This window comes from Thalassovita sp. (genome assembly GCF_034670005.1).
Lineage (GTDB): Bacteria > Pseudomonadota > Alphaproteobacteria > Rhodobacterales > Rhodobacteraceae > Thalassobius.
The window spans coordinates 52,655-64,374 of sequence record NZ_JAXMOH010000014.1; the positions used below are offsets into that span (position 1 = coordinate 52,655).

Here is an 11,720-nt window from a genome sequence, read left to right on the forward strand (position 1 = left end):
GTGGCGCAGATCGTCGACAAGACCAATTGAAAAAAATGAAAGGGATCGCAGATGCCCAAGGAAGAATGGGGTGTGAAACGTGTTTGCCCGACTACGGGCAAGCGGTTTTACGACCTGAACAAAGATCCGATCGTCAGCCCGTATACCGGCGAAGTCGTTGAGATGCAAAACGGCAAAAGCCGGATGATCTCGGCTGATGCCGAAGACGCGGCCACCAAGAAGGCCGCAGCAGTCGAATCCGACGACGATACCGATCTGGTCGATGACGCAGATGTTGATGTCGATCTGGATGACGATCTGCTGGACGACGAAGAAGAAGATAACGTTTCCTTGGACGATCTGGCCGATGTTCCGGCGGACGACGACGAATAAGAGAATTTCATGTCTGCGGGCGGAATTTTCCGCTTGATCCCGCCCGCAGCATTGCCTAAGTAGCGGCGCACAGGTCAGATTGGCCTGAAAACGGGGCCTTAGCTCAGCTGGGAGAGCGCTTGCATGGCATGCAAGAGGTCAGGGGTTCGATCCCCCTAGGCTCCACCAAATCTCCCTCACAACTATTTGATTTTGCGCAAAAAATGCGAGAGAGAAGAACTCTTGCCAACAACAGTCCCAACATTCAGCGGGAATTAAGACGCATCGGATTAACTTCGTGTTTTTCATTTAGAAAAGCAAACAAAGCTTAGGGGGCTCAAAGTAGGGGCCTCACCCGTCAAGGGAGCGCGGCATGCGAACGCGGAGAAAGATTTTAGCCAGACTAAAAATTAAAGAGCGCGAGAGAGCGGCCAAGAGAAGATCATCGCAGTGACCAAAGCCATTTAAACAGGGTCGACACGCCCCAGATCAACGCCAAGCTTATGATAATCATGGCTAGGTCAACCTTAAAGCCTCCCCACCGGGTGAGGTGCCGCGCATTTCCAATGTATATCAGTTCCGGTTCAGGCTTTGTGGCTTCTGAAGCGGCTTGCATTGTGCGAACTGCCCATATCTGCTGGAATTCAGAATTAGGTCGCCCATTCCCCATCCAGAGATCGGGGAATGGGTGAGAAACCGCGACATACTCCGTCCCATCTTCGGCGGATTTGAACACCGTTCCTGGTTTATATTTCGCATACGACTTCAACATGTGGGCAATTCGCTACGTCGGCGCATGAACTCAAATATTGTTTAGCGTACCCCAATATACCTCTCGCAACAGTCTCAGCAATGGGCACGAACTAGTCCCTCTCTAAGGATGCCCATTTCTTTTAGTTTGGCGGTGGCACCCATTACCCCGAAAGTGGCCTTTGCTCTCCTCCGGCCCGAAGATAATCGGGGAATGAGTGGAAGAGATAAACACTTATCAGCGGTGCCAAGCGCATCTGTGAACCATGACGGCACGAGGCGGCCTATGTTATACGGGGGCAAGGCCCAACATTTTGGTCCTAGAAAATAGGGACGGGGTTCAAGTGGCATGAATGACGGAAGTGACAAGGCTTATCGGATGACGGTCTCCATAAATAACGAGATATATGGAAAAAACACACTTGCCGCAGAGATCGCCAACAACAATGCGCTGGGAAACAACATTCTAAAAGATGATCTCGGCACCTACGAGGAAACGAACATCCCTAGGCTCGCAAATGACCTTGACTGGCAAACACGGGATCAACTTATTTCGCATACCAGACAAGATGTAGCATCAACATTCGCGCATGCTCTGTCAGCATTTAAAGCTGCTCATGAAGCCCGAGAAATAGCCGGAAAGACAAGACGATTAGCCCGATGGATTTTGTTTTTAATGATTATCCTAGTTGTGCAAGGCTTTCTGATTTTGAGCGCCCTAGCATAAGCACCAACGGCCAGTTTGCCCCCCCTGTTTTCTGGACTAAACGACCCACCATCTCAGTGGTGGTGAAGGAACAGCTTTCTAACAGTCCTGCGCGGTCTCACCTAGCTTTCCAAATGTATCACACCTTGACACATGCATCACGTTGCGATACATATCCTCCATGATCCAGAGCACCAAAGGGAAGCCCGCCGCCAATGCATTGATAGGCAAATACGGCAAAGGCTTCCCGGCCAATTTGGTAAAGCGTACACGGGCGATGCTTACCGCTCTGGATGCTGCGGTTGCGCTGGAAGACTTAAGATTTCCACCGGGCAACCACTTGGAAGAACTAAAAGGTGATCGAGCAGGACAACACTCGGTACGGATAAATGGCCAATGGCGAATTTGCTTCGTCTGGACAGCAAACGGCCCCGCCGATGTTGAAATTGTAGATTACCACTGAGAGGAACCGTCATGAGCTTGCTTCAGAAGCCAATGCACCCCGGTGAAGTCCTAAAAGTACTTTACCTCGACCCCTTAGGAATGGGGGCGATAGAATTTGCCCGCCGTCTTGGCGTTCCACGCACCCGGATTGAGCGGCTTGTGAAGGGCACGACCCGCATGACACCTGATACCGCCATGCGCCTTGCCCGCGCGTTCAACACCACGCCGGAATACTGGATGAACATGCAAACCAACTTTGACATGGCGCTAGCCGCCGAAACGGTTGATGTGTCAAATATCGAGCCACTTATTGCGGCCTGAAAAATCACCCGCGTCAATGCTTCGGCAACTGCGGAAACGCCACATTCACAAACAGCCATAACCAGGGAAACCTCTAGCTTTCTTAGCGGCTGACCGCGCCACAACTCCCCTCCAATTCCCACCAAATTGACTCGCCTTCGTCGACAATATGGCGAGATAGCGCCTTTCTTCAAAATCTTCCTACTTATAAAGGCCAGGTAAACGCGCTAGGTGATCCATGACCCCTACCAAGGCTTGATCCAATAGGGTGTCATGCTCCTGGCAAAGACGCTCATAGGTGCGCCAATGCATTCCCTTGGGCTTGCCCCAATCACCGCCTTCCAGGATGCCGCTAGGCCAGCCCATCTTGTCGCGGATACGATCCGCCCGCCGTGCAGCTCGGTCCCCCGACTTTTCACGCTGAGAGGGATAGGCCAGCCGATAGCAATGGCGGCACGCAAAAATTGCCCCGCCGTAGAGGATGGCAACCCTGCGCCCGCATCCACGGGCAGGACAAATGAACCAATGCCGCTCGCCACCCATGTGGCACGGTGTGGCGTCGAGATAGACCGGATAGCGTTCGGGTTGCCATTCCCCGCCTCGATCCCGGTGGCGGTAATCCAGTATCAATCGCCCCGGCTCAGACTCAATATTGATCGAGCCTGTCATTTCGCCCCCGCGCGACCAGGAAATGCGGCGACTGATCCCTAACCTGAGAAGCCCTTGGCGTTTCAGCCAACGAACATCAATCGAACGGTAATCTTCCGTTGTATCAGACCCGTATTGCCAGCGCCGCCCGCTACCGATACCGCCCATGCCTCACCTCAGATTTTGACGAAATCATTTGGAAAATTTCTTCGCTACGTGACCACTTAATGCACTCTTCCACGTGTCAAAGCGCAAAGCTCTGCCCCTATCGGCTTTCTCAACTCCGGCGGTGGGATTGTGCCCTTACGTATGGTAACTAAGGATGTCTCAATTTCTGTGACGGAACCATTCGAATTTTCCCTAGAAACGTCACAGGTTTCATGACGGCTTGTCTCAGGAACTGCTACAGGCTCGCTAGAAACGTCACAGGGTTTAAGATGGGACCGTCCTGCATTTTGAGACGGGGAAGCTCGTCTTCCATTCATGCCTTTCGGGTTATTCACATTGTGCTTGAAAACCTCGAAATCACACCCTGAGCGCCATTGTTCATAAAGCTTGCGTCCTTGGTTCGATTCACTCATCGGCATCTTAATTTCGGTCAACTCGTAGGACGGTCCGCGTGCAAGTCCCTCAACCCCTAGAGCCCCAGGGTCGGATACGACGATAAAGCCCTTTGCCTGCAATTCGCGGAATGCCTTTGCCGCCGTGTTTACTGATACGCCCATTCGTCCTGCTGCCTGCCGAACGCTTAAACGAATTTTCCCGTTGTTGTTATACTGCGCGCCTTTCCACTCCATCCTGATCCATGGATAGAGCGCCTGCGCATTCGGGGATAGGGCGCGCCAAGCAGGCGCTTCCATCATGCGCCGGATCAGTTTGGTATATTGGTCCGCGGAGTTCCGGCCTGTCTTGTTTATCCGAACCACAATACTTACCCCTCGCGCTCTGATTTCACGCGCTCAATCACTTCCGTGATTTCAGACTGTGGCCAGCGACTCATACCACCAATCTTTACGGGCTTTGGAATTGTGCCATCTGCGACGCGCCTCCAAAAGGTTGCTTTTGAACAGCCCAGCATTCCGGCGGCATCACGGTCCCGGATAAGCGGATCGATATGGATTGCACTCATTTAACTCACCTCGCGCTTTGTTGCTTCGAGATGATTATCCCAGTCGCGGCAAGCCGCCGGAACTCAACCCAGTTTCAGATATGGTTTGGCCCCAATGGTAACGGTCACCCGGATGGCGCACCGCGGCCGATTATTGAATACCGGGTTCCGGCATGCCTCATCGCTTCCTCGATAACGTTGGGATGGGGCTTGGGTTGTCCTTTGCACAATTCATCCATCCGACCACGCCAATTGCGAACCGTCTGCTTGGTAACATTGAAACATTCGGCAACCGTTTTTACCGGGGCGTCGCACTGCAAATCACCGGCTTCGACAGCTTCCAGAAAAAACAACGCACGCGCAATGTCACTTCTCTCACCCCAGCGCATTGGTCTCCCTGGTGCCCGCGCCTTTTCTATCGAATCGGGCACAATCCCGTTGCTCAATTCTTCACAGTGCAGCGCCAACCGAGACAAAGGAACTAGAGGCATCGGCTCCAAATAGTGATTGTGCTGTGCACATGTGCGGACGTATTGGTTCAACATGTGCGCCGTAATTCCCCAAAACGAACGAACGGCCTCTTGGTGCGCTTTTGTGGGCTTTTCTCCCTGCTTTGGTTGCGTTCGCATCAGTTCATCAAAACATTTTTCATAATCGCGCGTATCAATTTCCCAAGCGGCTTTGACTTTTTCAAGATCCGTTGTCACCGCACCATCTCCACGACCTGACCCATCGCACCCGAGCAGTACCGGCACCAGCTTTCCATCAGATTCCTTCGCCGCTCAAACAGATCAGATCGGGCATAGGCTCTTTCGACTTCATTCCCTGTGGCATGAGAAAGCGCCGCCTCGGCCACTTCGCGATCCGCGTGAGCACTTTCGCTGCACCAATCGCGAAAAGTAGAGCGGAAGCCGTGAACGGTGAAACCCTCTTGCCCCATACGCTTAAACAGCGCCTTGAAAACCATGACTGACTGAGGCTTTCCACTGCCATCCTTTGCACGGTGCGCACTAGGGAAGACAAATTCAGGATCTAAGCCCTTAACTTCTTCCAAGATTTCCAAGGCGACAGAGCCCAGTGGCACCTTGTGCGGAAGCCCTCGTTTCATACGCTCCGCCGGAACGGTCCAAATCGCTTTCTCAAGGTCAATCTCTGACCAACGCGCGCCTCTCGCCTCACCCGATCTAGCTGCGGTCAGAATGATGAATTCCAGGGTCCGTGCTGACACTCCCTCCCGATTAGAAAGAGACTTCATAAATTCAGGCACATTTTGCCACGGCATTGCAGCCATGTGATCCGCACGTCGCTTCACAGTTGGCAGTGCCTTTTTCACACCGTTAACCGGGTTTTCATGTGGATAATGCCCAGCGCCTTTAGCCCAGTCGAATATCGTGGCGAGACGCTGCTTCACACGCTTGGCCGTTTCGTGCTGCTCCGTCCAAATTGGCGATAAAGCTTCAAGTATGTCTGCTGTGCCGATAGTGTGAATAGGACGCCTACCAAATTTAGAACCAGCATACCGCTCAACCGTGGAAATCCACGTCTCCGCGTGCTTTACGTTGCGCCAAGTAGGTTTAAGTTGAGCGTGAACCCGCTTGGCCGCTTGTTCAAAGGTTAGGCTTTCTCGCTTCCTCAAAGTGTCAGGGTCGCCGCCATCACGCGCAATTTTCCGATACTCACGCGCCTTGGTTCGGGCTTCCACCAAAGGAACCAGGCTAGCCGATCCCAAGCCAAGATCGCGCCTGCGACCGTGAACCATAGTCCGCAATATCCACGACTTCGCGCCTTTTCCGCTGACCTTCAGGTACAATCCTTCCCCGTCACCGTAAAATCCCGGCTCTGAAATTGCTGAAACTCGCTTCACACTGAGCTTTGGCATTAAATTTCCCAACATTCTTCCCAACACTATACTTGGGATGCAATGAGACGGGATGCAACCATACAGGAGGAGAAAGACCTTATTTAATGGCTTATTGTGACTTCATTTAGACGAATCGAAACGTAGAGAGACAGTAGTTTGCCAGACCTAGGCTCCACCAACCTACCTACTAAGTTACGGAGTGATCGAAACTTAGTAGTTCCCAAGCACTTACTTTTCTCCTGCTGGTCACACTTGTGGTATACAAACAGGATGAAAGACGTGGCCGAAACGCATCATTTGCAAAAACGTGGGACGACTTGGCATTATTATCGCCGTGTGCCCACAGCGCTTGTTCCCCTGATCGGGAAGACCTTCATCAAGCAGTCGCTCGGAACCAAAGACCTCAAAGCCGCAAAGGTGCTCCGCAATGCTTTGAATGTTAAGATTGATGCTGAGTTTGCCGCAGCCGAGAATTCTGGGGATCAAGTAGCCCATAAGACAAGGCCAGTTTCGCTTGCAGAACTGACAGAGTATCTTCGCAAGCATATCGAGGCATTGGATGGGCGCAGTGCTGTGCGCTTGCTGACCAACCCACCAGAAGATGAAGACCAAAAGTCGTCGATGGTGGCCGATGTAGAACTCGGGCTTCAAATTCTGAAGAACCGCGACGATCCGCGCGGTGAAGAGTGGATAGACGGAACTGGTGAGAAAGTGGTTGCCTCTTCCGACGCAGCACTGAACGACGATGGCGTGATCTCTAGTTTTGCCGAGATTGTTCGGCGTGGGTTGATCGAGTTGCAGAACCGGAAACTGGATCGTCTCGTAGATCACTATGATGTAGGACATCATGATCCGCTGTTTGACCCGAACCGTGCATCTACAGTGACCTTCGGTGAACTTGCCGACGTGTTCTGGGCAGAACGAATTGCCGAATATGCAGCAAACGGTGTCACCGAAAAGCGGTCTGACAAGGTGCGCGCCGAACTCGACTTTGTGATTGAGGCTCTGGGAGAAGACACCCCTCTACATTGTATCAACGATGACGCGATACAGGCCTTCCGTAAGATGCTGGACCGCACCCCGGCTAACCGGAAAAAGCTCTATCCCAAGTTGACCCTGGCCAAGGCCCAAGAACGGGCTGAGAAGGAAGGCAAGCCGGTGCTATCACCCACCACGCAAGCGCAGTACATTCGTACCTTGCGGGACGTGCTGGCCGTGGGGTTGCGTAAGGGGCTAATTCGGAACAACCCTGCGCTGGATGTGAAACCGCTAAAGAAGAACAAGACGGCAGCGGCTGAGAAGCGCTTGCCTTGGAATGACGCGCAGCTAATCGGCTTCTTCACAGGAGATTTCTATAAGTCCTGCGCTCCTGGCGCAGAAAATCCCTATGCCAAGAAAGATAGGGGTTGGCGGTTTTGGTTGCCGATGGTGATGCTCTTTTCAGGCGCACGGCCAAATGAAATCTGCCAACTTCACACCAGCGATTTGAAACAAACCCCAGCGGGCATCTGGTACTTGGACTTGGTTGAAACAGAAGGTGATGATGGCAAGACATTGAAAACCGGCGCCAGTCGCCGCCGAGTACCGGTGCATCCAGAGCTAGTGAAGATCGGCTTCCCTGCCTTCGTGAAAGCGCGGCGAAAGAAACATGGCACGAAGGAACCGCGTCTGTTTCCCGAGATCACGCCGGACATGTACGGCAATAAGGCGACATATCCTGCGCGCCGCTTCCGTGAGCATTTTATCCCGGCAGAGATCACGCTGGGTGAAAAACAAACCCTTTACAGCCTTCGCCACAATGTCAGGGACGCTTTAAGGCGCGCCAAAGCTCCGCCCGAAACTCTTCTAGCTGTGACGGGATGGTCACCTGCTGGAAAAGCCGCAAGTGATGCGTACGGAGACCCCGGCAACCCTGATCTGCATATCGAATTTGTCGCCGCAATCTCATATCCAGGGCTCGACCTGACCTTCCTGCACGGTGCGGGAGAAAGACTATGACACTTTCAGATCAAGGCCATTCAAGCAGTAATGCCGCGACTGAGAAAACTAAATTTTATCTCGACGCGCAACACCTCTCGAAAGGCGCAGGGGCGGCCCAAACCTCCACGTTTTCTGAGGCAGCAGGCATGGCGTGCGGCGATGCGGTTGCGGTCATAAGTAAAAGCGATGACGCATGTTGCTCAGAAAAGAAAACAGCCACCGACCAGTTCCGCTATGACCTCGAAGCTCTGACAGCCATGCAGTTGCGGTCCAAGTACCGAGGCGAGGCGAACAGCCATCGCAACATGCTCTCGCGTGAGAAGGTCAAGGGTGCCTTCGTCCACGAGAGCTTTCGGAGTTTCTCGGACTTCCTTCACCATGTCGGGCCGAAGCCCACGAAATCAGCCACGCTCGACCGCATTGACAACACCGATCCGGAATACGCACCGGGCAAGGTGCGATGGGCTGACAAACAGACACAGAACCGGAACAAGGGGGACAGCCTGGTATTCACTTGCCCAACCAGTGGTCGCAGCTATACGGCAGGCCAACTTGCGAAAAAACAGGGTGTCACAGCTGCCGCAATTCGTTCTCGCCGTTCTAGGGGCTGGACGGATGCTGAGATCTTCGCAGGGCAAAGGGGCCTGAAAGTCCCCCAGCAAACGTCAGAACCAACTACGATCACACCTCCGGCCCGCAGGGTGGAGAAGTCCACGCGACAGATACTGTTTGAGCGCAACAGGGCGCTAATTGAGCACAGTCGGCGTGAGCATGGGGTCGAGCCGTTCATCGCAACCCCCAAAGAGACACAGGAAAACTTCCAAGACGATTTCCCTTACATACGCGGCGAAGAGTGGCTGCAACGCATGGAGGAGGCATTCGAAAAGCGAAAGCTGCCCCAGTACTGGAAAGAGTACGGGCCGCACATCAATTTCGCCGCGTTGCGCCCAGATCAGCAGGCATGGGTTCTGCGCATCGACCCGGCACAGGGACAAAAAACGGAACTCGCAGATCACCTGTAACCTGCTGATCCTACGTGTTTTTGGCGGAGGTCTTGGTGGAAATGTAGGGGGACTTTTTGTCAGAGACATTTTCGCGTGTCTCTGTCGAACCCCTCCACCAGACCGGGGTCTGATCCGCAAAAACAGGTGGTCTGCGGCGTTATCTCCTTCCCTTAGGTGCCCCATCCCATACGCTATTACATGGGTTCCAAGTCATTGATCCCCCTTCCAAAATCGAAGGAGCGATTGGATGACAGAACTCGACCCACTTGACCGTTTCAGAACCGATCTCGTGTGCCGTCTTGCGGCCCGCGATCATGTCCCTGAGCGACACCCGATGACAGTTTCGCCCTGGGTGGCAATGTCAGCCCTTCAAAAAGCTGTTCGCAGAGGCCGCACGGACCTAGCGTTGCGTGCAGCCGCGACCCTCCTGCGCGATGCACCGGATCGGCTCTGGCGTAGGCTGGGCGGCATCGCGTTCGAGGATGTCGGGCTTGGCAGCCTTTCTATGCTTGGTCTGACCGTCGCGTCATTGCGGGGCAAAAGGTTCCGCCGCGCGGTTGGCGGTGACTGGCCTGTCGCGTCACTGATTGTCAGCGAACTCTGCGCCGCTCGGAAAAGCCGCGCTTCGGACGATCTGTTGATGTCGCTGGAAACGCTCCCGTACCTTGAGCCGCAGCGCCGCGAGTTTGCCGCGATGCCCAATTCTCGGCTTCGACTGCTCGCGCTGACAACCGACAACCTGCACCATCGCGCCTTGGCTCTGGTGTATCTCCTCGGCACTGACAGACCGGGACATGCCTTGCCCGCTCATCGCGGCGAACCGGGTCTAGCTTTCGACCTGCTGGACGAGTTGGGGGTGGCTCCAACCACACTGGCGATTTGCCGCGAGGGTCACAAGAAGACAGGCGAGGCGTTGCCGCCTCTTGTTGCACTGTTGGCGTTGGAGAACGGCCTTCGCGCTGAAACGACCGATGATCCAGTTCCACCCGAAGCCCTGATCGGAAATTGTCCGGGTTGGGCGCTGGACATGTTCACTCGCGAAGGTAAGGGCGCGCTGACCCGGTTGCTCTCAACGAATGCAGGCATTGCCGGGATGGCATCGGCGTTGATCCCCACTCCGCAACGGGTCCGCTTCCTTGGGCAGGTTCTGTTCCGGGTGGAAGGCGGCGTCCTTGCCAACCGGGTCGGGGGCGACCTTGCCGACCGCCTGCACGCTCAGCTCATGTTCGACACGCTGGGCGTTGAACCCCACCACGCGGTTCAGGCGCTTGATCTGATGCGGGGCGACCTGCCGCTTCTGAACCGTATCCGCAAGACCATCATGAAGGCAGCCGACCATGCGTAAGGCGTTTCTAACATCGGATAATTCCCAATTAACGCGGGTCAACAGGGGCAGCCTTGAACACTCCGAGAAAGAACAAATTGCAGTTAATTTCACGAACGAAACGGACAGCAGGGCGCTGATCGAAACTCTGACGGATGAAGCTGCCGATCTGCTCCGGCACAGCCTTTCCGAAAACACAGCGCGGGCCTATCAGGGCGATCTCGACCATTTTCGAGCCTGGGGCGGAGTAGTCCCGGCCACGCCAGCCATGATCTGCGCCTATGTCGGGGATCATGCGGGAAAGCTGGCCGTGGCAACGATCCTCCGCCGTATCTCGATGGTCTCAAAGGCGCACGAGGCCGCGAACTTGCCGAACCCTTGTCGCGCCGGGGTCGTGAAGGCCACCTTGCGCGGGTTGAAGCGGAAACACGGAAGCGCCCAGCGAAAAGCCAAGCCGCTTCTGCGCGACGATCTGTTTCTTGTGATCGACGGCCTCGGTGACACCATCCGAGACCACCGCGACCGGGCGTTGCTGCTGCTCGGCTTCGCCGGAGGCTTTCGTCGGTCGGAACTGGTCGGGCTGGAGCGCGACGACATCGAAGAGGTTCGGCAGGGTCTCGTTGTCACGCTTCGCCGAAGCAAAACCGACCCAGAAGGTGCAGGTCGCCATATCGGCATCCCGCACGGTCGCACCCGCCATTGTCCGGTTGCAGCCGTTGAGCGCTGGATTGAAGTGGCGGGCATCGAGACGGGAGCGCTCTTCCGCCCGATCAACCGCCACGGCCATGTCGGGAGCGCGCCCCTGACAGGTGACGCTGTTTCCGTCCTGATCCGCGAACGGCTCAAGGCTGCCGGGTTCGACCCTGAGGGCTACTCGGGCCACAGCCTCCGGGCGGGGTTTGCCACCAGCGCCGCACAGGCTGGGGTCTCGACGCTGAAAATCCGCGCTCAGACCGGCCACTCCAGCGACGAGATGCTGAGCCGGTATGTGCGCGAGGGAGAACTTTTTAACGGAAACGCTGCCGGGTGTCTTTTGTAGATGGCCCGTCGCAACTATGTATTGGCGAGACCGCGAAGCAGTGACTGCCCTCTGGGATGTGTTGGCGCTTTATCAAACTTGACGTGCTCCCCTGAAAAGTCCGCAGTTTGAGGTTAGTCTGTTCTCTGACGAAGGAGACAGACGATGAAGAGAAGCCGTTTCAGCGAAGATCAGATTATCGGCATCCTGAAGGAGCACCAGGCTG

The 11,720-nt window shown here is 54.9% G+C and carries 13 protein-coding genes and 1 tRNA gene; 9 read left to right on the forward strand and 5 right to left on the reverse strand.

The genetic code is table 11. From position 1 onward, the window contains the following. The first annotated feature begins 51 nt into the window (after positions 1-51). The 5 genes from VOI23_RS17940 to VOI23_RS17960 all read left to right on the forward strand — a co-directional run bounded on the left by VOI23_RS17940 (position 52) and on the right by VOI23_RS17960 (position 2,572). Positions 52-372, forward strand: coding sequence for a TIGR02300 family protein (locus VOI23_RS17940; RefSeq protein ID WP_323786412.1), 321 nt, complete (start codon positions 52-54; stop codon positions 370-372). A gap of 92 nt (positions 373-464) precedes the next feature. After that, positions 465-540 (forward strand) — tRNA-Ala (locus VOI23_RS17945). Between the two features lie 910 nt (positions 541-1,450). Continuing rightward, positions 1,451-1,828: a hypothetical protein gene (locus VOI23_RS17950; protein ID WP_323786413.1), complete on the forward strand. Its 378-nt coding sequence runs from the start codon at positions 1,451-1,453 to the stop codon at positions 1,826-1,828. Positions 1,829-1,988: 160 nt separating this feature from the next. Next, positions 1,989-2,270, forward strand: a complete 282-nt coding sequence (locus VOI23_RS17955; protein ID WP_323786414.1) for a type II toxin-antitoxin system RelE/ParE family toxin — start codon at positions 1,989-1,991, stop codon at positions 2,268-2,270. 11 nt (positions 2,271-2,281) lie between these two features. Then, positions 2,282-2,572 (forward strand): HigA family addiction module antitoxin, encoded by a 291-nt coding sequence (locus VOI23_RS17960; protein WP_323786416.1) that lies wholly within the window; start codon positions 2,282-2,284, stop codon positions 2,570-2,572. 180 nt (positions 2,573-2,752) lie between these two features. Here the strand turns inward: VOI23_RS17960 and VOI23_RS17965 are convergent, their stop codons facing one another. The 5 genes from VOI23_RS17965 to VOI23_RS17985 all read right to left on the reverse strand — a co-directional run bounded on the left by VOI23_RS17965 (position 2,753) and on the right by VOI23_RS17985 (position 6,186). Further along, the gene (locus VOI23_RS17965) at positions 2,753-3,367 is read right to left on the reverse strand and encodes a hypothetical protein (RefSeq protein WP_323786417.1); all 615 of its coding nucleotides are present in this window, start codon (positions 3,365-3,367) and stop codon (positions 2,753-2,755) included. 56 nt (positions 3,368-3,423) lie between these two features. Further along, positions 3,424-4,062, reverse strand: coding sequence for a hypothetical protein (locus VOI23_RS17970; RefSeq protein WP_323786418.1), 639 nt, complete (start codon positions 4,060-4,062; stop codon positions 3,424-3,426). A 68-nt stretch (positions 4,063-4,130) separates the two neighbouring features. Next, positions 4,131-4,328: a helix-turn-helix transcriptional regulator gene (locus VOI23_RS17975; RefSeq protein ID WP_323786419.1), complete on the reverse strand. Its 198-nt coding sequence runs from the start codon at positions 4,326-4,328 to the stop codon at positions 4,131-4,133. A gap of 104 nt (positions 4,329-4,432) precedes the next feature. Then, complete coding sequence (locus VOI23_RS17980; protein WP_323786420.1) at positions 4,433-5,014, reverse strand: hypothetical protein; 582 nt, start codon at positions 5,012-5,014, stop codon at positions 4,433-4,435. Continuing rightward, positions 5,011-6,186, reverse strand: a complete 1,176-nt coding sequence (locus VOI23_RS17985; RefSeq protein ID WP_323786421.1) for a tyrosine-type recombinase/integrase — start codon at positions 6,184-6,186, stop codon at positions 5,011-5,013. The genes VOI23_RS17980 and VOI23_RS17985 overlap by 4 nt, the downstream gene beginning before the upstream one ends. A 252-nt stretch (positions 6,187-6,438) precedes the next feature. On the opposite strand from VOI23_RS17985, the gene VOI23_RS17990 reads away from it, so the two are divergent. The 4 genes from VOI23_RS17990 (at position 6,439) to VOI23_RS18005 (ending at position 11,515) form a co-directional block, all read left to right on the forward strand. Continuing rightward, positions 6,439-8,166 (forward strand): site-specific integrase, encoded by a 1,728-nt coding sequence (locus tag VOI23_RS17990; protein WP_323786422.1) that lies wholly within the window; start codon positions 6,439-6,441, stop codon positions 8,164-8,166. Next, positions 8,163-9,170, forward strand: coding sequence for a hypothetical protein (locus tag VOI23_RS17995; protein ID WP_323786423.1), 1,008 nt, complete (start codon positions 8,163-8,165; stop codon positions 9,168-9,170). Before VOI23_RS17990 ends, VOI23_RS17995 begins: the two co-directional genes overlap by 4 nt. Positions 9,171-9,558: 388 nt before the next feature. Next, positions 9,559-10,497 carry a hypothetical protein gene (locus tag VOI23_RS18000; protein ID WP_323786425.1) on the forward strand — a complete coding sequence of 313 codons (939 nt, stop codon included), beginning with the start codon at positions 9,559-9,561 and terminating at the stop codon, positions 10,495-10,497. Next, positions 10,490-11,515 (forward strand): site-specific integrase, encoded by a 1,026-nt coding sequence (locus VOI23_RS18005; protein WP_323786427.1) that lies wholly within the window; start codon positions 10,490-10,492, stop codon positions 11,513-11,515. Before VOI23_RS18000 ends, VOI23_RS18005 begins: the two co-directional genes overlap by 8 nt. Positions 11,516-11,720 lie beyond the last annotated feature (205 nt).